A 20,361-nucleotide genomic window follows, 5' to 3' on the forward strand; every position below is an offset into this window, starting at 1 on the left:
GGAGAACCCGGCAAAAGCAATGCCGGAGGCATTAGACCGGAATGGGCACTTTGTCGAGGGTCAGCGCGGCTTTCTCTGGCTTGCCGCGGTGCGGGTGGTGGGCACGCCCTGTGGGGCCAGCACGGGCACGAAAACCCGGCGCGAGGCGCGCTGGGTGACTGGCAGCCCTTGATAGAGACGCTTTTGCGCTTCCACCACGATGACACCGGAAAACAGCGGCCACAGCCTGCGGCCCGTATGTTCCAGATAACGGCGGAATTTCAGTATTGGCCGGCTTGTGGTGGGCGGAAAGAACAGCGCCTCGGCGGAGGCGCCCGGTGTGAAATTGGTTTCGCGCAAAAGCGCCGTCAGCTGTCCACGTGAATAGGGTCTTCCGGAACCGAAAGGTGTATGTTCCATGCGCGCCCAGACGCCGCGCCGGTTCGGCACCACGATGACGAGGCGGCCGCCGGGCGCCAGCACCCGCCACAGTTCCTTGAGGCTTTCGCGCGGATTTTCGGCAAATTCCAGCGCATGCACCATCAAGACCCGGTCTATCGACGAATCAGGCAGCGGCAGTTCCTCGTCGAAGACCAGCGCCGTGGAAGACAGCTCGCCCGCCGGCCAGTTCACAGCCCCCTGCCCCGCCGGCATGAAGGCGAAGGTGCGCTCCGTATCGCGACGGAACCGCTCCAGAAACGGCACGGCGTAACCAAGGCCGACCAGCCGCTCTTCCGGCAAAGGCGGCCACAGCGTCGAAAGCGCCATGGTGATCGCCTGCTCGGCCGCGCGGCCAAGCGGAGAATGATAGAATTCGCGCAGATCGACGATATCGGTATTCATGGGCGAGAATGTAGCATCAGGCGGTTGGACTTCAAGGCGTCTGCCCTTACATAGGAAAGCAGGCGGGCGAATGCGCCGGTTTTGGCCGGCAAATGGAGAGGATAAGATGAAACCTTTGGAAATAGACGTCTTTCTTTGCCGCAGCGACAATTTCGGGGTGCTCCTGCACGATCCTGAAAGCGGCGCGACGGCCACCATAGACGCCCCGGAAGAAGGGCCTATCCTGCGGGCGCTCGACGGCCACGGTTGGAAACTTACCCATATCTTGACCACTCATCACCATCAGGACCATGTGGAAGCCAATCTGGCTCTGAAAGACAGGTTCCGCTGCGAAATTCACGGCCCCTATGACGAAGCGGTTGCGATTCCGGGCCTCGACCGTTCACAGGCCGATGGCGACGAATTCGAATTCGCCGGCCGCCGCGTTCAGGTTATCGCCACGCCCGGACATACGGCAGGCCATATCTGTTATTATCTGCCCGATGACGGGCTGCTGTTTGCCGCCGATACGCTGTTTGCCATGGGTTGCGGCCGCCTGTTCGAACGTCCGGCGGCGGATATGTGGCATTCCTTCCAGAAGCTCATGGCACTGCCGGATGAGACCAAGGTTTATTTCGGCCATGAATATACACTGACGAACGCCCGTTTCGCCCTCACCGTCGACCCGGAAAATGCTGTACTGAGCGAGCGCGCGGCCCACATCGAAAAGGTGCGGCAGGCGAATGAATTCACCATTCCCACCACCATCGGGCTCGAAAAACAGACCAACCCCTATATGCGGGTGGCTGATGCCGGCATTCGCAAATATCTCGGCCTTGAAAGCGCCACCGATGCCGATGTTTTCGCGGAAATCCGCACACGCAAGGACAATTTCTGATGGGAACGGAGATATCGGCGCAGGCGATCATTCGCGAACTGGGGCTGGAGCCGCATCCCGAGGGCGGTTTTTACCACCAGACGTTCCGCGACAAGGCAGGCGGTGAGCGCGGTCATTCGACGGCAATCTATTATCTCCTGGAAAAGGGCGACCGCTCGCACTGGCACCGGGTCACCGATGCGGTTGAGGTCTGGCACTATTATGCCGGCGCGCCGATTGCGCTGCATCTTTCGCAGGACGGTCAGGAAGTGCGGACCTTCACGCTCGGCCCCGCCATTCTTGAAGGCGAGCGCCCGCAGGTCATCGTTCCCGCCAATTGCTGGCAATCGGCCGAAAGCCGCGGTGACTTCACGCTCGTCGGCTGCACCGTCTCGCCGGGCTTTGCCTTTTCGAGCTTCGTTATGGCCGAGCCGGGCTGGTCGCCAGGTGATGCGGCATAACCCTGAGAGCAATTAGAGGCCCGGTCGTGCTCCGCTTGTTTCTTCTCCCCGCCGGGGAGAGGAAATACGCGGCGACGCCTACTTTCAATTGCCGTGCCATCAATCTTGGTCAGCCGCCGTATTTCGTAGCGGTGATATAGACCTGCCCCACCCGGGTCGGAATGATGGCGTAGACAGGCGCATAGACATCCATGTTGTTCGACTTGGCGAACCAGATCTCCATGGAGATGGATTTCAGATATTCGATATCCTTGCGCCCCTGCCTGTAACCCGACTTCGGCACATACCGCGCCTTGCAAACGATGGCGTCGCCGTTAAAACCGTTGGTCTTGAACGGCCTGGTGCCGCTGGAGCTCAAAACCAGATCGAGCCGCGATTCGCCGTCATAGATCGGCAGGCGAGTCGGGCAGATGCGGCCGCCGGCTGGAATGATGAGGCCGGAAATCGGATCGAGAACCGAGCGCAGGTCGCGGTCCTTCACATCCACCCAGTTGTCCGGCCGGGCTTTCGGCTCGGGTTTCACCGTCGTCGATGTGACGTTGCCGTTGCGATAGACAACGTCATAGGTGCGTACGCGCTTGCCGTCCTTGTAGACCAGCGAATATTCGTTGGCCTGCAGCCGGTGGCCGCGCTTGGCGCCGGAAACGGTCGTCTTGCCGGAAATATCCTTGAGGATACTGGCGAGGCCGGCGGCGCTGAAGGAACCGGAGATCGAATAATTCGGCCCATCCATGCGAGTCGAGAAACTCGCCCTGGCAATCGGCAAAATGCCCAGATTGATGCTGTATTCGCTTGTGTGGCGCGCTTCGGCGGCGAGCGAGGGGGAGACGCCCGTTAACGCTATTGTCGCGGCCACGAAAATGCTTTTTCCTCTGGCAATCATTTCGATATCACCTTAAAAGAGGCGCGGAAGCGGCCTTATCGGGCGATCATATACGCTGACTTGTGGCAATAAAAAAGCGGATGCCGGTTGAAAACGCCGGAATTTCCTTTCATTTGATCGCGAGCGGCTTGACTGTTAGGTCCCGTCTGACTATAGAACCGCAACTTTCCAATCATGGCCAGTTGGATTGCCACCCCGGTTTTGCCGGTGGCGAGCCAGTGGTGAAACAGACGAAACGAAATAGGTGTACCCATGTCCCGTGTATGCGAATTGACCGGCAAGGGCGTCCAGACGGGCAACAACGTCAGCCACGCCAACAACAAGACCAAGCGCCGGTTCCTTCCGAATCTCTGCCAGGTCACGTTGATCTCCGATGCTCTCGGCCAGCGTTTCCGCCTGCGTGTTTCCGCAGCCGCTCTGCGCTCCGTTGAACACCGTGGTGGCCTCGATGCCTTCCTTCTGAAGTCCGGCGAAAACGAACTGAGCATGCGCGCTCGTCTACTGCGCCGCCAGATCGCCAAGAAGACGGCTGAAGCTGCTTAATAGCGGCTTCGACATCATTTGATATTCAGAAGGCTTGGATGGCTTTTGCCGCTCAAGCCTTTTGTTTGTTCCAGATTTTCGTTGCATCGGGTTTTGCGAAAACCGTTTGAGACGTTCTCTTCCGATGCTTGGCTCCAACTGGTGGCATCACCCAGGATAAAAAAATGCCCTATCTGCGTTTTACGCTTATCTATGTTCTGCTGATGACTTTGGTGGTCGTCGCGTCCAATATTCTGGTGCAATACCCGCTTTCCGGCTCGTTGTTCGGCGTCAATCTCGGCGACCTTTTGACCTGGGGTGCCTTCACCTATCCGATCGCCTTCCTCGTCACGGACCTCACCAACCGCCAGTTCGGCCCGTCCATAGCGCGTCGCGTCGTGCTTGCCGGCTTCGTCGTTGGTGTCACGCTGTCCTTCTGGACATCCATTCCGCGCATCGCTGTTGCGTCCGGCACCGCCTATCTGATCGGCCAGTTGCTGGATATTTCCGTGTTCAACCGCCTGCGCCGCCAGCGCTGGTGGCATGCGCCACTCGCGGGCTCGATGCTGGGATCGGTGCTGGACACGGCCCTGTTCTTCTCCATCGCCTTTGCCGCGAGCTTCTCCTTTGTCGGCCCCAACGACGCCTTCGCCACCGAAAGCGCGCCGCTGCTCGGCGTTTTCGCTCTGGAGGCCCCTCGGTGGATTTCTTGGGCGCTGGGCGATCTGTCGGTCAAGGTTCTCGTCGGCCTCGTCATGCTCCTGCCCTACGGCGCGCTGATGAACACGCTGAAGCCGATGCCGGACACCGTCAAAACGGGCCGCGTTTGAGGCCGGGCAAGCGCGGATCAAATCGCGCTTGCAAGCCAGCCGTCAGCATTGCAGTCTGTCGTCCGTGGCACAGCGCAGAGGCAGGTCGACATGCAGATCAAGGACGTTATAGACATCGTGGAGGCTGCCAGCGCCACGCTTTCAGGGTCAACCTTCAACGACGTCAATCTATCCGGCACGGTCTTCGACAATGTCAATCTTTCCGGGGCGAGCTTCAACAATATCAATTTGTCAGGTGCGTCGTTCACGGATAACAACATGTCCGGCTGGTCGATCGATGACGTCAATTTTTCCGGTCTGAAACTGAGCAACTCAAACCTGTCGGGTGCGCAGATAACGTCATGCCGAATGACCGGCATGAAGATCGACGGCATTCCCGTCGAGGACCTGATGGCAGCCTACAAGGCGGCACAGCAGCAGGCCTGATTTTACTCCACCAGCTTGAATTCCAGCATCAAGTTGCGCTGGAGGAACGAGTGATTGTCATCGGAAACGATGATGAGGCGCGTCGAGCCGTCCGGCCCCTTCACCACATCCATGCCTTCCATATTGTCGATCTGGTAGGCCATGCCGGCTTCCATGAGGATTTCGCCATCCACCACAGCACCCGGCCGGATATCAGCACCACGGATGCGACGGATGCGCATGCCCACGCCTTCAGCGAAATTGAAGCGGCGCTCGAGAAGCAGCAGGTCGCCATTGGGCAAGAACGCACCGTCCGTCACGTCGAATGACGGATGATGCGTGACGGCGAATGTGCCCTTCAGCGGGCCTTCCAATATGGCGGCGAGAAGATTGCCGTCCGTATCGATACTTTTTTCAGCCACGACGACCAGAGCGCCGGCGAGCGACGAATCGCCCGGCGATACCGCGAGAGCCTCCAGGCCGCCATTATGGCGCAACTCGTTGCTGGGGATGAGATATGGCAGACGTTCGAGCGGCTTTGAGGTGGTGAAGCCCGGATCTGGATAGATATCGATCCTGTGGCGCTGTTCGTAACTGACGAACACCTTGCCATCGCGCAGCGCCAGCCCTTCCGCATCCATTTCCATCTTGCGCGGCGGTTCGCGCCCGCCCATGTCCAGCATGGGGGTGATGCGCGCATCGGCAATTCCGGACAAAGCACCGCGAGCGTCACGCAAGACCCTGCCCGTCAGCCAATGGCCGGTATCCAGCACCGCAACAAAGTCCTCCCCATTGGGGCGGAAACGGATGGACGATATCGCCCCGAACAGCTTTTCCGGCCCGCTCATCACCATGCCGCCGACAAATTCCAGCTTGCCGAAACGTTTTTCGCTGGTGCCGACCTCGAAAGAGGAGAGGAGACGCGCGCTCACCGGCACATCGATGGTGGAAGCGCCGATGGAAACCGGGAACAGCCAGGCGGCCGCGAGAATGGCGGCCATCGCAAGCGTCTTGCAGAGGGAAGAAGCCTTACCCCGCTTATCCCGCACGGCGAACCCTGCGGGACGAACCGGAAGCGCCGCTCGTATCCTCAAAGAGCGCCGCAAGCTGCTCGGTCATCGCGCCGGCCAGTTCGTCCGCATCCACGATGGTCACGGCGCGGCGATAATAGCGCGTCACATCGTGGCCGATACCGATTGCCAGCAGTTCCACCGGCGACCGTGTCTCGATCTGCTCGATGACCGCGCGCAGGTGCCGTTCCAGATAGTTGCCGGGATTGACCGACAGGGTCGAATCGTCCACCGGCGCTCCGTCCGAGATCATCATCATGATCTTGCGCTGCTCGGGGCGGCCGATCAGGCGGTTATGCGCCCACATCAGCGCTTCACCGTCGATGTTTTCTTTGAGCAGTCCCTCGCGCATCATCAGGCCGAGATTGCGCCGCGCGCGCCGCCAAGGCGCATCCGCCGATTTGTAGATGATATGGCGCAGATCGTTGAGACGGCCCGGCGAAGCGGGCTTGCCATTGGCGAGCCACTGTTCGCGCGACTGCCCGCCCTTCCACGCCTTGGTGGTGAAGCCGAGAATCTCCACCTTCACGCCGGACCGCTCCAGCGTGCGCGCCAGAATATCGGCGCAGGTGGCTGCAACGGTGATCGGACGGCCGCGCATCGAACCGGAATTGTCGATGACGAGCGAGACGACGGTATCGCGGAACTTGGTGTCGCGTTCTTTCTTGAAGGAAAGCGGCTGCATCGGATCGATGATGAGCCTGACGAGGCGGGCCGGATCGAGGTAGCCCTCTTCCAGATCGAAGTCCCAGGAACGGTTCTGCTGCGCCATCAGGCGGCGCTGCAACCGGTTTGCCAGCCGTCCGACGGCGCCCTGAAGATGAGCGAGTTGCTTGTCGAGGAAGGCGCGCAGACGGTCGAGTTCCGCCTCGTCGCACAGTTCCTCGGCGTGAATTTCCTCGTCGAATTCCTGGGTGAAGATGCGGTAATCGACCTTTTCATTAAAGTCGTCGAAGGGGCTGTTGGGGCGGCGGGTCTCGCCGGGCGTTTCGGAATCCTCGTCGAGATCGTCGGACATTTCCTCGTCCGACATCTCAGCGCCGTCCATCTCGCCTTCTTCCATTTCCTCCTGCGAGGCCTCGTTTTCATCGGCGGGCGTCGCGTCGGAGCCGGCCTCTTCCTCGACCTGTTCCTCTTCGGTCTCGTTGGTGCGCGGCTGGTCCTCGTTGGATTCCGCTTCCTGGCTCTCGGGCTCGTTATCCTCGTCGCCGAAATCCTCCGCCATCTGCATTGAGGTCAGCATCTTGCGCACCAGACGCGAAAACGCCTTCTGGTCGGTGATGACGCTGGAGAGATCCTTGAGGTCGCCGGCGGCCTTGTCCTCGATGAAATCGCGCCACAGATCGACAACCTTGCCGGCGCTTTCCGGCGGCTTCTCACCCGTCAGCTTCTCGCGCACCAGAAGCGCCACAGCTTCGGCAAGCGGCGCATCGTCCTTGTTGTTGATGCCGGCAAAGTTGGCTTTGGCGTATTTTTCGGTGTTCATGGCCTGGATGTTGGAGGCCATGCCGGGCATGCGCAGCGCGCCGATCGATTCCACGCGCGCCTGTTCGACAGCATCGAAGATCAGCCGCGCTTCGGCACCCTGCGGCGACATGACTGCGTGGGTATCGGCATCATGGCAGGCAAGGCGCAACGCCATGGAATCGCCGAGTCCGCGGGTGATGGCGATTTCCTGCGCTGTCGGTTTCTTGGAGATTTCCGGCAGGCGCATGCGCTCGCCGGCAAGGCCCGGCCGTTCATTGGCGAAGACGACTTCGACTTCGGCATCGCCAGCGACGGATCGCACGCATCCGGCAATCGCCTGACGCAACGGCTCCGTATCGACCGCCGTACCCGGTTTTGCTCTGGAATTGTCGCCGCGCCCTGCCATTGTCTTTCCTGTCATTTGCCGACGCGTGGAGACCGCCCATCGATATGCGCGCAGTCTGCCAGCGTCTTCAAGTCATCGAAATCGTCTCCGGACAAGCCGGGGACGATCAGGCGCTGAGAACGATGTTCGCAGCGCTTTCCTTCAGCTCGACGCCAAAGGCCCGCTGATACTGTTCGGCAACCAGCGTGCGCTCCAGCTCGTCGCACTTGTTGAGGAAGGTTACGCGGAAAGCAAAAGCAAGATCGCCGAAGATTTCCGCATTTTCCGCCCAGGTGATGACGGTACGCGGGCTCATGACCGTGGAAAGGTCGCCATTGATGAAAGCCGAACGGGTAAGATCGGCCACGCGCACCATCTTGGAGACGGTTTCACGGCCCTTCGGATTGTCGAAGCTCTTCACCTTGGCGGCGATGATGTTCACTTCCTGCTCGTGCGGCAGGTAGTTCAGCGTGGTGACGATGGACCAGCGGTCCATCTGCGCCTGGTTGATCTGCTGCGTGCCGTGGTAGAGCCCGGTCGTATCGCCAAGGCCGACGGTGTTGGCGGTCGCAAAAATGCGGAACGCCGGGTGAGGACGGATGACGCGACTCTGGTCGAGCAGCGTCAGGCGGCCGGAAGATTCCAGCACACGCTGGATGACGAACATCACGTCAGGACGACCGGCATCGTATTCGTCGAAAACGAGCGCGACATTGTGCTGGTAGGCCCAGGGCAGAATGCCGTCCTTGAATTCAGTGACCTGCTTGCCGTCTTTGAGGACGATTGCGTCTTTGCCGACGAGGTCGATACGGCTGACATGGCTGTCAAGATTGACGCGCACGCAGGGCCAGTTCAGGCGGGCGGCGACCTGCTCGATATGGGTGGATTTACCCGTGCCGTGGAAACCGGAGACCATGACACGTCGGTTGTGAGCAAAACCGGCAAGGATCGCGAGTGTCGTATCGCGGTCGAAAAGATAGTCGGGATCGAGGTCCGGCACATAGGCGTCGCCCTGGGAATAGGCGGGAACCCGCAGATCCGTATCAATGCCGAAAACCTCCCGCACAGACACCGTCGTGTCGGGCAGGTTGGAAATATCAAGGTCGATTTTGCTCATCACGTCTCCAAGGCGGGCGGCAGCCACCCGGCCACATCATCAATCAGGCGGTAAACACGTAAGTTGGCTTAGCAGAAACCTGACTGCTTTAACAATTGATATGCTTGAACAACAGCCCGAAAACGTTCTTCCGAACCACGATCGCCACCATTAGCATCAGGATGGTGCTTTTTGACAAGCTCCTTATAACGCCTTTTTATGTCTTCCTGCTTTGCGCTGGACGGAAGACCGAGCGTATCGAAGGCTTTTGCCTCCAGCGTCTTCAGCTTGCGGTCCTGTTGCATGCGCGTGCCGCCGGCCCTTCCTCCGCCGGCAAAACCGCCGGTAAAGCCGAAAGGATCGCGAATACGCGCGTTGCCGCTGGCTGAGCCGGAGCGCAAAGTGGAATGCAGCGGGCTGTCGCGCGCAGTCTTGTTCACGCCCACCGTCCAGGTGGGGCGATGGCCGGTGATCGCTTCCTTCTGGTAACGGGCGATTTCGCTGTCGGAGAGGCCGGAAAAGTAATTATAGCCCTTGTTGTATTCCTTCACATGCTCAAAACAGAACAGGAAGAATTGCCCCTCGGCATTGCGGCCGACGGGTGCCCGGTGAACGCCCGGCTTGTCGCATCCGTCCCACTGGCAGGTTGGGGCCTGAACCTCAGGTTCCCGCTCCCTTTTCCGGCGCGTGCGGATGCGGTCGAAATATTTCGAATCCAGTTTCATGATGCCCTGATTATGGGGTGCGAAAAGCCGCACAACAAGAATTGACAAAGTGGAATGTTACAGGCTTTTAGGGAGCCCCCTTCAAAGACCTGCAAACAGAATTGGAGCCCTCTGCATGTCCCTGCGAGAACGCATAGAAACGAAGCTTCGGCAGAGCTTTTCGCCGGAACGCCTGAGGGTTGTCGATGAAAGCCAGATGCATGCCGGCCACCAGCCGGATATAACCGGTACGGGCGAGACACATATGCGTGTTCAGATAGTGTCGGAAAGCTTTTCCGGCAAGTCTCGCGTCGAACGCCACCGGGCGATCAACGCTGTTTTGAAGCCGGAACTCGACGCCGGGCTGCATGCGCTGGCGATAGAGGCGGCGGCACCGGGGGAAGCGGTGCGGTTCTAGGTGGTCATTTGAGCCGAGAGCAAGCCCCCTCATCCTGCCCTTCGGGCCACCTTCTCCCCGGCGGGGAGAAGAAACCGGGCGGCAACGCCTTGCTCAAAGCGCCAGCGCCGTTCCCCCGTATAGCATTGCCAAAGCGGCTTGTTCTTCTCCCCGCCGGGGAGAAGTGCCGGAGCGGAGCGAGGCGATGAGGGGGCGCCCTCACCGTACTGCCCGGCGCCAGTTCACCCCGGATGCTTCTCCGACAGGAAAGACTGCACCTCGGACGCCGCCACATCGTCAGCCACGAAGGACTGGCCGATGCCGTGGGTAAGGATGAAGGTGAGCTTGCCGCCCTTGACCTTCTTGTCCTGCGCGATTGCCGCCATCAGCGTCTCGACCGGCGGCAATTCGCCGGGAATATCCTTCATCGTGGTCGGCAGACCGACGGCCTTCAGATGTGCCTCGACGCGGGCGGCATCGTCGGGGCTTGCCAGATTGAGGCGGGCGGAGAACTGGTGGGCCAGCACCATGCCGATGGCGACGCCTTCGCCGTGCACCAGCCGCTTGCTGTCGTAATTGGTTGCCGCTTCCAGTGCGTGACCGAAAGTGTGACCGAGGTTCAGAAGGGCGCGCACGCCGTTTTCTTTTTCATCGGCCACCACCACGTCTGCCTTGGCCTGGCAGCTGGTCGCAATCGCCTGAATGCGGGCCGGGCCGCCGGTGCGGATGTCGTCCCAGTTTTTTTCCAGCCAGAAGAAGAAATCCGGTTTGTCGATCAAACCGTATTTGACCACTTCGGCATAACCAGCGCGGAATTCCCGCGGGCTTAGCGTATCCAGCACCGCCGTATCCGCCAGCACCAGATCGGGCTGGTGGAAAACACCGATCAGATTCTTGCCGTGGCGGGTGTTGATACCGGTCTTGCCGCCGACGGAGGAATCCACCTGCGACAGAAGCGAGGTCGGTATCTGCACGAAGCGCACACCACGGCGCACGATGCCGGCGGCAAAACCGGCGAGATCGCCGATCACGCCGCCGCCGAGCGCGATCACCGCATCGTTACGCTCCACCCTTGCGGAGAGAACCGCATCGCAGACGGTGACCAGATGCTCGAAGCTCTTGGTCTTTTCGCCAGCCGGCAACGTCAGCGAGACGGCCTCAATGCCATCTGTCTGCAGCCCATCCATCAGGCCTTCGAGATAAAGCGGCGCAACATGTTCGTCGGTAATGATCGCCGCGCGTTTGCCCTTCAGCCGCGCCGAAATCTCGCCGCCCGCCCGGCCGATGACGCCCGGCCCGATCAGAATGTCATAGGCGCGCTCGCCAAGCGGCACATGGACGAGACGTTCATCGGCGTGAATTTCGGAAGGCGTCATGGGATCAGTCTTTCTGTTCGATGCCGGCTATGGCGGCCAGCACTTCGGTCACGATGATTTCCTTGCGGACATCACGGGATTCGATGGTCAGATTCGCTTCTGCATAGATCGGATAGCGTTTCTCCATCAGGGCCGCCAGCGTGGCCTTGGGGTTTTCGGTCTTGAGAAGCGGGCGATGATCGCGCTTGTTGACCCTCTCCCACAACACCTCGAGATCGGCCTTCAGCCACAATGAAATGCCGCCGCGCGCGATGTGCCGACGGGTATTGTCGTTGATGAAAGCACCGCCACCGGTGGAAATGACCTTGGGGCCGCCGCGCAGCAGCCGCTTGATGACCCGCGTTTCCAGCGCCCGGAATTCTTCCTCGCCATAGGTAGCAAAAAGTTCCGATATCGTCATGCGCGACACGCGCTCGATCTCGGCATCCGTATCAATGAAAGGAACCCTGAGCTGCTGGGCGACCATGCGGCCCACCGCCGACTTTCCAGCCCCCATCAGCCCGACGAAGACGATGTTGCGCCGTCCGAGCTTTGCCCGCGCTTGCTCCCCGAGTGTGGCCGGGACGGATAAATTCGTTTCATTCATAGATTTGAAAGCCCGTTTGGCATGGATATCTGCAAATGTTTACGAAGCGTCAAGCCAAATTGCTGACTGAATTGCGGTGAATCACAATCATCGCCGCATGCGGCATGGGGCAGAGCGGGCATTTTGATCTTGTCGCCGCTTTCACCGCACCGCATATAAATTTCGACCGCCACTTTCACGGAGCCGCCATGCCCACCCTCTTCCGCTTCACGATGATACTGGCGACCATCGCGGGGCTGATCTATGGCGGCATGGTTCTGCTCGTCATGGTCGTCAAACCGCGCGACCGCGAAGTGACGGTACGCATCCCTTCCGAGCGGCTGAACCCGCCGTCGACCGAACCGGCAGGGCGCGCCCCATGAGCGGACAACCGATGGCAGGGCGCGACGGTGCGCGGCTGGAAAGTTTTCTGGAAATGATGAGCGCCGAACGCGGGGCTGCCGCCAACACGCTCTCTTCCTATGAGCGCGATCTTTCCGATCTGCGCGAATTTCTCGGTCAGCGCGGCCAGTCCCTGACACAGGCGCAGACGCCTGACCTTTCCGCCTATCTGAGCCATCTTTCCGCGCAGGGTTTTGCCGCCACCTCGCAGGCGCGGCGCCTCTCATCCATGCGGCAGTTTTATCGCTTTCTCTATTCGGAAGGGCTGCGCGGCGACGACCCGACCGGCATCATCGACGCGCCGAGGAAAGGTCTCGCTTTACCGAAAACGATGAGCGTCGCCGATGTGAACCGGCTTCTTGGTCTCGCGGCGCAGGAAGCGGCAACCGAAGGCCCGGGCCAGCTTGCCCGCATCCGCATGCATCTTCTGCTCGAACTGCTTTACGCCACCGGCATGCGTGTCAGCGAACTCGTCTCGCTGCCGGTCAAGGTGCTGCGTCAGGAGGGCCGCTTCCTGATGATACGCGGCAAGGGCAACAAGGACCGCATGGTCCTTCTTTCCCGCGCCGCCATCGAGGCGATGGAAAAATACGAGGCTGCCAGAAAGGCGCTCGCATCCGAGAAAAGCAAGGTGGCCGCTTCGCAGAAAAAACCGGAGACACCGGAAAGCCCGTGGCTATTTCCTTCCAGCAGCAAGGAAGGCCACTTGCCCCGCCAGGTCTTCGCCCGCGACCTGAAGGACATCGCCGTCCGTGCGGGCTTAACCCCGTCCGCCATATCGCCGCACGTCCTGCGTCACGCCTTTGCCAGCCACCTGCTGCAGAACGGTGCGGATTTGCGCGCGGTACAGGAACTGCTCGGCCATTCCGACATTTCCACGACACAAATCTATACACATGTGCTGGAAGAACGCTTGCAAGAGCTGGTACAAACGCATCACCCCCTTGCCAAACAGGGCAAAAACCTTGATTAGAGCGACCGGAACCGCCGGATAATCCGGCTCAAACCTTGCGCAAAACGATCGGAAACGGATCTCATGCACAATTATCTCGACTTCGAAAAACCTATCTCGGACCTTGAGGGCAAGATTATCGAGCTGAAGAAGCTTGCCGATGAAGACGAGAGCATAGACACCTCGGAGGAGATCAACCGCCTGGAATCGCGCGTCAACGACGCGATGCAGGACATCTATTCCAAGCTGAACGCCTGGCAAAAAACGCAGGTCGCGCGTCACCCGCAGCGTCCGCATTTCGTCGATTATGCCAAGACGCTGTTCACCGATTTCACGCCGCTCGCCGGCGACCGCAAATTTTCCGAAGACGCCGCCATTCAGGCCGGCCTTGCCCGTTTTAACGGTCAGCCCGTCGCCATCATCGGCCAGGAAAAGGGCAACGACACCAAAAGCCGCCTGAAGCATAATTTCGGCAGCCCGCGCCCGGAAGGTTACCGCAAGGCGATCCGGGTGCTCGAACTGGCCGACCGTTTCTCGCTGCCGGTGATCACCCTCATCGATACGGCAGGCGCCTATCCCGGCGTCGGCGCGGAAGAGCGCGGCCAGGCCGAAGCCATCGCCCGCTCGACGGAAATGTGCCTCAACGTGAAGGTGCCGATCGTCTCCGTCGTCATCGGCGAAGGTGGCTCGGGCGGCGCAATCGCCATCGCCACCGGCAACCGCGTCTATATGCTCGAACATGCGATTTATTCGGTGATCTCGCCGGAAGGCGCCGCCTCCATTCTCTGGCGCGATTCGACCCGCGCCAAGGAAGCTGCGACCAACATGAAGATCACCTCGGAGGATCTGAAGGCGCTCGGCGTTATCGACGGAATCATTCCCGAGCCGATCGGCGGCGCGCATCGCGCTCCCGAAACCGTCATCAACGCGACGGGTGACGTTATCGCCACGGCTCTGGCCGATCTTTCCCAGCGCTCAGGCACGCAGCTGCGCGCCGAACGCCGCCAGAAATTCCTGGATATCGGGCGGAACCTCTAAGTCCGGCCTTATTTTCCTTTGATATCGCCCCAACTCGGCCATAGTCCGGTCACATCAAAAGATGTATCGGCGGCCGCGGGGCGAATCCGATTTGAGTTAAGAAGATGTAAACGGTTAATACCGTATTTAAAATACACACGGGACGGTGTAGAACTGCCGCCGTTTCGTGCCATCGTCTTTCGGATCAGATCATGCGTTTGACACATTTTGCACTTCTTGCCTGCACTGCGCTCATTCTTGCCGGTTGCAACGACACGCTCGAAACCGTCGAACGCGATGTGTCCCACATCAAGAACAAGGTCGATTACCCGCTGTCTCCGTCCATCCTGGCCGAGATCGACAAAAAGGGCATGGATCGCACCTCGCCGATCATGATCCGCATCTTCAAGGAAGAAGGCGCGCTGGAAATTTGGAAGGCCAAGCGCGACAACCGCTTCGACAAAATCGCCGAATACCAGATATGCGCCTGGTCCGGAAAGCTCGGCCCCAAGGTGAAAGAGGGTGACCGGCAGGCGCCTGAAGGTTTCTATAACCTGACGCCTGCGCATCTCAATCCGAACTCGAAATATTACCTCGCCATCAATACCGGCTTTCCGAACCGCTATGATGCCGCCAATGGCCGCAACGGCACCAATCTGATGATCCACGGTGCCTGCTCCTCCTCCGGCTGTTATTCGATGACGGATGCGCAGATTCTTGAAATCTACGGTTTTGCGCGCGACGCCTTCAAGGGCGGCCAGAAGACAGTGCAGCTGCAGGCCTTCCCCTTCCGCATGACGGCGGAAAACATGGCCCGTCATCGCAAGAGCGAACATCTCGAATTCTGGAAGATGCTGAAGGTCGGTTACGACAATTTCGAAGTGACCAAGCGCCCGCCGGAAGTGAATGTCTGCGAAAAGAAATATGTCTTCAACCAGCAGACGGAAGGCGGCAGCTTCAATGCGTCTGCCCAATGCCCGGCCATGAGCACACCGCCGGCGCTCGTCAGCGCACTCTCCAGCTACGAGAAGACCTACGATCTCGCCTATGAAAAGGCGATGAAGAAATATGACGGCATGGCCTGGTACGACCCGAGCGAAGCCGAGCGCAAGGCGCTGGTGGCCGAAAAGCGCAAAGGCCGCGAGCCCGCCTATGCCCCGACCGGCTCGGCGCTGAAGGCCGGCAAGCTGATGAAAGAAACCGAATATGCCGCGTTGATGGAGAAAAAGGCGCAGCAGGTGACGTCGTCCTCACCGGCGACGACCGCAACGGCCTCTTCCCTGCGCGGCCCGCGTCCTTCGGCAGTACAGCCCGCAGCACCGCAATCGAACCCGGCCCCCGCAGCACCGACGATGGTTGCCTCGGCTACCCCCGCAGCAGCCGGGCCAAGCGTCCCGGTTCCGGCCATGAACCCGCTTGCCTATTCCGCAGCACCTGCTGCTCCGGAAGCGCCGGAAAAGAAGCCGTTCTGGAAGTTCTGGGCCAAGGAATGAGCGACACGGCCGAGATCGTCTATGATTTGAGGGGGCTTAAATGCCCCCTTCCGGTTTTGAGAAGCCGCAAGAAACTCGCAACCCTGAAGGCGGGAGATGTTCTGACCGTCGAGACGACCGATCCGCTGGCGGTGATCGATATTGCGCATATGTGCAATGAGGATGGGCATAGCCTGGTGGAAACCACTGCGCTGGATAAGGGACACCGGTTTCGGATTGTGAAGGGCGGGTAACCGGCGTTCAATGCTGACGCTCCGGGCTTACCCCCTCTGCCCTGCCCGGCATCACCCCCTCAAGGTGGGAGATCAGTTGCGGCGACTGCTCGTTTTCTCACCAGCTCTGCACTTCGGGTTGCTGTCCCCATAAAGATGTTCGGAGCAAGCCGCTTGTCGATCCCCCCTTGAGAGGGAGATGTCCGATAGGACAGAGGGGGGTGAACCACTCCCACCGACCTAGACCATCACGACACGCCCTAAAACCGCAACCCGGAGACCGCCAGCGGATTATCCGTCATCGCCTGCCTGTCCGGCCGGTCGACACCCGGTGTGCTTGTGAAGGCCGCGAACAGGTCCTGGACGAAAGCCTCAGGCAAATCCTTCGTAATCAGCACCATACGCGTACGCTGATCGACCGGATCCGGCCAGGCCGCCAGGCGCTCGGGCGTGTGGAAAATATTCTGCACCCCATGCAGCACCAGAGGCCGGCCCGGATTATCCGACAGCTTGACAATGGCCTTCATGCGCAGAAGCTTTTCCCCATGCGCCGAGCGCAGCAGATCCACGAACATGTCGATCGCCATCGGGCTGACCGGTTCTTCGTGAACGATCGAGAAAGAACGGATAGACGCATCGTGCCGGTTCACGTCGTGGTGATGGTGGTCGTGTTCGCCATGATAGTGGTGGTGATGACCATGTTCGTGATCATGTTCATGGTGATCGTGCTCCGCCTCCTCGCCCAGCCAGCGACCGACATCGGCATTCTTGCTGCCGGCGTCGTAAAGGCCGTTGTCCAGAAGCCCCGCAGCGCTCCAATCGGTTTTGTCGCCATCCTCGATGATCGCACGCGGATTGAGCGCTTGTAGACGGGCTGTCAGCGTGGAAATCGTCGCGGCATCGGCAATCGCGCGCTTGGTCATCACCAGACGGTCGGCCACAGCGGCCTGTTTCACCGCCTCCTGGTGATTGTCGAGCGTGGAAAGGCCGTTCACGGCGTCCACCACCGTAATCACACCGTTCAGAACGAAATTCTGCGCTATGACCGGGTTGCCCATCACAGACTGCATGACGGGGGCAGGATCGGCAAGGCCCGTCGTCTCGATCACCACCCGTTTTACCGGCTTCAGCTTGCCTGTCTGGATGCCGTCCATCAGTTCCGCCAGCGTATCCACCAGCTCGCCGCGCACCGTGCAGCACAGGCAGCCTTCCGCCAGTTCGATAATGCCCTCACCAGCGCTTTCGACCAGCATATGATCGATACTGACATCGCCGAATTCATTGATGATGATCGCCGCATCGCTCATCGCCGGATCCTTGAGGAGCCGGTTGAGCAGCGTCGATTTTCCGGCGCCGAGAAATCCGGTGATGATGGAAACCGGGATGCGATCGCGAGACATGACCTGCCTGTGTGTTGATGGCCGCTCCGGCAGGTCACTGGACGACACGAAACCCGGAGCCGCTTGGAGCTAAAAGAAATCGCCCGCGCCTGCAAGCCGCGAGCGACACTGTAATATCATAACATCATCGACCTGCGAATACACAAACCGCATTGCAACCGCGAGGCTCTCCCTTAAGGCAGTCACCGATCGTCAGAATGTCGGGCGCGGGATCGGAATCGGCACGTTCGCGAGTTCGCCCTTACCGGCTCCCTTGGTGGCATTCACCGCCACCGTCTCGCTGCCGGGAATGAGGCCGGCGAAGGAATATTCGGGCGGGCGGGTCATTTCCTGAACATAGGGGGAATGGATGACCATGCGGCCGGCCTCGTCGCGGCTTTCGCTGCGCACCTTGGCGGCCTTCGGGTTGCAGATCTCGGCGCTGATATCGTTCACATCACCGGTATCGCCATAGGGCGCCAGCGCGGCCAGCGAAACGCCTTGGCCGGAAGGGGCCGTCAGACCCATCTGCAACAGATCGGCCGACTGGTCGGTGCGCCCGGCGAGGCTGTCCGCACCCAACACGACCGTGATGACAGAGCGGCCATTGCGCACGGCCGACGACACCTGATTGAAGCCGGAGGCACAGATAAAGCCGGTCTTCATACCGTCCGCGCCATCGAAACGGCCGACCAGCATGTTGAAATTGGCATAGTTCTTCTTGCCGGTGCTGACGCCTTCCAGCGAGAAATAATGGGCATATTCCGGAAACTCGCGCTTGATGATCAGCGCCAGCAGCGCCAGATCCCGGGCTGTCGTATATTGTCCCTTGCCGGGCAGGCCATTGGCATTGATGTAACGGGTGGAACTCATGCCCAGCCGCTGGGCCTGCGCATTCATCTGCGCCACGAAATTATCGCTGGTGCCGCCGATGGTCTCTGCAATCGCCACGGCGATGTCATTGGCGGATTTGATGAGCAGCAGTTTCAAAGCGCTATCCATCGTCAGCTTCTGGCCGGGCTTGAAATACATTTTCGAGGCCGGCTGGTCCGCGGCCTTCTTGCTCATCACCACTTCCGTCTGCGGGCTGATCTTGCCGGCCTTCATCTGCGAAAAGGCGATATAGGCGGTCATCAGCTTGGTGAGCGAAGCGGGATACCATTTGCGGAAGGCTTCCTGATGGGAAATCACCTTGCCGGTTTTAACATCGACAACCATTTTCGGATTGGCATTGGCCACGGGCGCCGCGGCGACGAGGCCTGCGGTCGCGATGGCAATAGCTGCGGAGAGCCGTCGGGCGGCGTTTGACGATTTAAAAATCTGTGGCAAGGCTTGTCCTCGAATTCCCGTCTTCGGTCGGGGAATGGCAATATTCACCATATATGTCCTAGCAATGGCAAAGTACATTGATTACGTCAATTATGCGGCGCACTATCCGGCACGGAGGATAGGATTTTACCGCACGCCGTACCGATGAACCCAGGAATGAACGAATGCCAATTTTGAACAGAGCCGCCGAACTCCAGCAGGAAGTCAGCGAATGGCGGCGTCACCTGCATGAAAATCCCGAGATTTTGTATGATGTCGACAACACCGCAGCCTTCGTTGCGCAGAAGCTGAAATCTTTCGGCGTTGACGAAATCGTGACCGGTCTCGGACGCACGGGTGTCGTCGGCATCATCAGGGGCAATCTTCCGGGCAATCGCACCATCGGCTTTCGCGCGGATATGGACGCGTTGCCCATCCTCGAGGAAACCGGCAAGCCCTGGGCCTCCAAAACCGCGGGCGCCATGCATGCTTGCGGCCATGACGGCCACACGGCGATGCTGCTCGGCGCGGCCAAATATCTCACCGAGACCCGTAACTTCGCCGGCTCCATCGCCGTCATCTTCCAGCCGGCGGAAGAAGGCGGCGCCGGCGCGCTTGCCATGGTCGAGGACGGCCTGATGGAGCGTTTCGGCATCAACGAGGTCTATGGCATGCACAACATGCCGGGCATTCCGCTCGGCGCCTTCGCCATCCGCAAGGGCGGCATCATGGCGGCACCCGACAAATTCTCGATCACCGTCAAGGGCCGTGGCGGCCATGCGGCGCAGCCGCACCGCACCATCGACCCCATTACCATCGGCGCGCAGATCGTCGGTAACCTGCAGATGATCGCCTCGCGCAACGCCGACCCCATCCGTTCGGTTGTCGTCTCCGTCACCCGCTTTCAGGCCGGCTCAAGCCACAACATCATTCCCAACGAGGCGCTGATCGCCGGCACGGTGCGCAGCCTGGATGAAACAGTGCGCGATCTGGCGCAGGATCGCATCAAGCAGATGGCTGAAGGTGTCGCCCTTGCCAACGGCGCGGAAGCGGAAGTCGTTTATGAGCGTTATTGTCCGGTCACCTTCAACCACGCCGCCGAGACCGACCACGCCATTCGTGTGGCCCGCGATGTGGCGGGCGAACCGAATGTCGACCCCGATGTCGATCCCTCCATGGCGGGAGAGGATTTCTCCTTCATGCTGAAGGAAAGGCCGGGCTGCTTCATCTTCATCGGCAACGGCGATTCGGCTGGGCTTCACAATCCCGGTTATGATTTCAATGATGACGCCATCGCTTATGGCATTTCCTACTGGGTGAAACTGGCCGAACAGCGCCTGACGAGCTGATTGCCGGTCAACGCGAAGAAAGCCGGGGAAGAGATCGACCGCGATGAAGAACGCGGTTGATCCAATAGCTGCCTCGGGTTAAAGAGCAATTCAGTGTCCACGTAGCTCAGCAGGATAGAGCACAGGATTCCTAAGACAAATTGGGGGTTGCGCCCGGAAACGACGCAATCGATCTGCTCAAAGTCGGGGAAAGCTTCGCTGGTCTTCCAGCATGCCAATCCCGAGCCAAGCTCCGGAGAAATCCGGTGAAGGTGTAGAGACTGGATGGGCAGCACCTAAAGGCCTGACGGCCCATGGTGAAGGGACAGTCCAGACCACGAACGTCTTGCCGGCAAACGGCGGGACGGCGGCGAAAGCCGAAGCGGTATGAATCCTGGGGTCGGAGGTTCGAATCCTCTCGTGGACACCAA

At 59.9% G+C, this 20,361-nt stretch carries 22 protein-coding genes and 1 tRNA gene; 13 read left to right on the plus strand and 10 right to left on the minus strand.

The window, feature by feature from the left end; translation table 11 throughout:
* Nucleotides 1–60 precede the first annotated feature (60 nt).
* Nucleotides 61–822 (minus strand): class I SAM-dependent methyltransferase, encoded by a 762-nt coding sequence (locus BS627_RS21825; RefSeq protein ID WP_077985226.1) that lies wholly within the window; start codon nucleotides 820–822, stop codon nucleotides 61–63.
* Nucleotides 823–928: 106 nt separating this feature from the next.
* Between BS627_RS21825 and gloB the strand changes: the two genes are divergently transcribed.
* Together gloB and BS627_RS21835 are read left to right on the plus strand one after the other, a co-directional pair.
* Nucleotides 929–1,699 carry a hydroxyacylglutathione hydrolase gene (gene gloB, locus BS627_RS21830; protein ID WP_077985227.1) on the plus strand — a complete coding sequence of 257 codons (771 nt, stop codon included), beginning with the start codon at nucleotides 929–931 and terminating at the stop codon, nucleotides 1,697–1,699.
* Entirely contained in the window at nucleotides 1,699–2,139 is a 441-nt protein-coding gene (locus BS627_RS21835; RefSeq protein WP_165691351.1) for a cupin domain-containing protein, read from the plus strand. The genes gloB and BS627_RS21835 overlap by 1 nt, the downstream gene beginning before the upstream one ends.
* A gap of 109 nt (nucleotides 2,140–2,248) precedes the next feature.
* Here BS627_RS21835 and BS627_RS21840 read toward each other — a convergent pair whose 3' ends face one another.
* Nucleotides 2,249–3,022, minus strand: coding sequence for a DUF3108 domain-containing protein (locus BS627_RS21840; protein WP_077985228.1), 774 nt, complete (start codon nucleotides 3,020–3,022; stop codon nucleotides 2,249–2,251).
* Nucleotides 3,023–3,274: 252 nt separating this feature from the next.
* On the opposite strand from BS627_RS21840, the gene rpmB reads away from it, so the two are divergent.
* The 3 genes from rpmB to BS627_RS21860 all read left to right on the plus strand — a co-directional run bounded on the left by rpmB (nucleotide 3,275) and on the right by BS627_RS21860 (nucleotide 4,800).
* The gene (gene rpmB / locus BS627_RS21850) at nucleotides 3,275–3,565 is read left to right on the plus strand and encodes a 50S ribosomal protein L28 (RefSeq protein WP_003509888.1); all 291 of its coding nucleotides are present in this window, start codon (nucleotides 3,275–3,277) and stop codon (nucleotides 3,563–3,565) included.
* A gap of 164 nt (nucleotides 3,566–3,729) precedes the next feature.
* Nucleotides 3,730–4,374: a queuosine precursor transporter gene (locus BS627_RS21855; RefSeq protein WP_077985230.1), complete on the plus strand. Its 645-nt coding sequence runs from the start codon at nucleotides 3,730–3,732 to the stop codon at nucleotides 4,372–4,374.
* 90 nt (nucleotides 4,375–4,464) lie between these two features.
* On the plus strand, nucleotides 4,465–4,800 hold the full coding sequence (locus BS627_RS21860) for a pentapeptide repeat-containing protein (protein ID WP_077985339.1): 336 nt from the start codon (nucleotides 4,465–4,467) through the stop codon (nucleotides 4,798–4,800).
* Nucleotides 4,801–4,802: 2 nt separating this feature from the next.
* Here the strand turns inward: BS627_RS21860 and BS627_RS21865 are convergent, their stop codons facing one another.
* From BS627_RS21865 to BS627_RS21880, 4 genes are all read right to left on the minus strand, one after another.
* On the minus strand, nucleotides 4,803–5,780 hold the full coding sequence (locus tag BS627_RS21865; protein ID WP_165691352.1) for an esterase-like activity of phytase family protein: 978 nt from the start codon (nucleotides 5,778–5,780) through the stop codon (nucleotides 4,803–4,805).
* Between the two features lie 37 nt (nucleotides 5,781–5,817).
* Nucleotides 5,818–7,722 (minus strand): cobaltochelatase subunit CobT, encoded by a 1,905-nt coding sequence (gene cobT, locus BS627_RS21870; protein WP_077985340.1) that lies wholly within the window; start codon nucleotides 7,720–7,722, stop codon nucleotides 5,818–5,820.
* Between the two features lie 106 nt (nucleotides 7,723–7,828).
* Nucleotides 7,829–8,818, minus strand: a complete 990-nt coding sequence (gene cobS, locus BS627_RS21875) for a cobaltochelatase subunit CobS (protein WP_003523293.1) — start codon at nucleotides 8,816–8,818, stop codon at nucleotides 7,829–7,831.
* Between the two features lie 68 nt (nucleotides 8,819–8,886).
* Nucleotides 8,887–9,522, minus strand: coding sequence for a J domain-containing protein (locus BS627_RS21880; RefSeq protein ID WP_077985232.1), 636 nt, complete (start codon nucleotides 9,520–9,522; stop codon nucleotides 8,887–8,889).
* Nucleotides 9,523–9,637: 115 nt separating this feature from the next.
* Here BS627_RS21880 and BS627_RS21885 point away from each other — a divergent pair, with 115 nt between their 5' ends.
* Complete coding sequence (locus BS627_RS21885; protein ID WP_077985233.1) at nucleotides 9,638–9,919, plus strand: BolA family protein; 282 nt, start codon at nucleotides 9,638–9,640, stop codon at nucleotides 9,917–9,919.
* A 221-nt stretch (nucleotides 9,920–10,140) separates the two neighbouring features.
* On the opposite strand, the gene aroB is transcribed toward BS627_RS21885, so the two are convergent.
* Together aroB and BS627_RS21900 are read right to left on the minus strand one after the other, a co-directional pair.
* A complete protein-coding gene (gene aroB, locus BS627_RS21895; protein ID WP_077985234.1) occupies nucleotides 10,141–11,274 on the minus strand; it encodes a 3-dehydroquinate synthase in 1,134 nt (377 codons plus the stop codon).
* Between the two features lie 4 nt (nucleotides 11,275–11,278).
* On the minus strand, nucleotides 11,279–11,860 hold the full coding sequence (locus BS627_RS21900; RefSeq protein WP_077985235.1) for a shikimate kinase: 582 nt from the start codon (nucleotides 11,858–11,860) through the stop codon (nucleotides 11,279–11,281).
* 188 nt (nucleotides 11,861–12,048) lie between these two features.
* Here BS627_RS21900 and BS627_RS21910 point away from each other — a divergent pair, with 188 nt between their 5' ends.
* The 5 genes from BS627_RS21910 (at nucleotide 12,049) to BS627_RS21930 (ending at nucleotide 15,936) form a co-directional block, all read left to right on the plus strand.
* A complete protein-coding gene (locus BS627_RS21910; protein ID WP_077985237.1) occupies nucleotides 12,049–12,222 on the plus strand; it encodes a histidine kinase in 174 nt (57 codons plus the stop codon).
* Nucleotides 12,219–13,214, plus strand: coding sequence for a site-specific tyrosine recombinase XerD (xerD, locus tag BS627_RS21915; protein WP_077985238.1), 996 nt, complete (start codon nucleotides 12,219–12,221; stop codon nucleotides 13,212–13,214). The genes BS627_RS21910 and xerD overlap by 4 nt, the downstream gene beginning before the upstream one ends.
* Before the next feature lie 63 nt (nucleotides 13,215–13,277).
* Nucleotides 13,278–14,231, plus strand: coding sequence for an acetyl-CoA carboxylase carboxyltransferase subunit alpha (locus tag BS627_RS21920; protein WP_077985239.1), 954 nt, complete (start codon nucleotides 13,278–13,280; stop codon nucleotides 14,229–14,231).
* 191 nt (nucleotides 14,232–14,422) lie between these two features.
* Nucleotides 14,423–15,703: a L,D-transpeptidase family protein gene (locus tag BS627_RS21925; RefSeq protein WP_089153280.1), complete on the plus strand. Its 1,281-nt coding sequence runs from the start codon at nucleotides 14,423–14,425 to the stop codon at nucleotides 15,701–15,703.
* A complete protein-coding gene (locus tag BS627_RS21930) occupies nucleotides 15,700–15,936 on the plus strand; it encodes a sulfurtransferase TusA family protein (RefSeq protein ID WP_077985240.1) in 237 nt (78 codons plus the stop codon). The genes BS627_RS21925 and BS627_RS21930 overlap by 4 nt, the downstream gene beginning before the upstream one ends.
* Before the next feature lie 239 nt (nucleotides 15,937–16,175).
* Here BS627_RS21930 and BS627_RS21935 read toward each other — a convergent pair whose 3' ends face one another.
* Both BS627_RS21935 and BS627_RS21940 read right to left on the minus strand, forming a co-directional pair.
* The gene (locus tag BS627_RS21935) at nucleotides 16,176–17,315 is read right to left on the minus strand and encodes a CobW family GTP-binding protein (RefSeq protein WP_077985241.1); all 1,140 of its coding nucleotides are present in this window, start codon (nucleotides 17,313–17,315) and stop codon (nucleotides 16,176–16,178) included.
* A gap of 192 nt (nucleotides 17,316–17,507) precedes the next feature.
* Nucleotides 17,508–18,623, minus strand: a complete 1,116-nt coding sequence (locus tag BS627_RS21940; protein ID WP_162520353.1) for a D-alanyl-D-alanine carboxypeptidase family protein — start codon at nucleotides 18,621–18,623, stop codon at nucleotides 17,508–17,510.
* 164 nt (nucleotides 18,624–18,787) lie between these two features.
* Between BS627_RS21940 and BS627_RS21945 the strand changes: the two genes are divergently transcribed.
* Together BS627_RS21945 and BS627_RS24665 are read left to right on the plus strand one after the other, a co-directional pair.
* Nucleotides 18,788–19,951, plus strand: coding sequence for a M20 aminoacylase family protein (locus BS627_RS21945; protein ID WP_077985243.1), 1,164 nt, complete (start codon nucleotides 18,788–18,790; stop codon nucleotides 19,949–19,951).
* 312 nt (nucleotides 19,952–20,263) lie between these two features.
* Nucleotides 20,264–20,360, plus strand: a tRNA-OTHER gene (locus BS627_RS24665).
* The last annotated feature ends 1 nt before the right edge of the window (nucleotide 20,361 follow it).

It is taken from the genome of Agrobacterium salinitolerans (assembly GCF_002008225.1).
Taxonomy (GTDB): Bacteria; Pseudomonadota; Alphaproteobacteria; order Rhizobiales; family Rhizobiaceae; genus Agrobacterium; species Agrobacterium salinitolerans.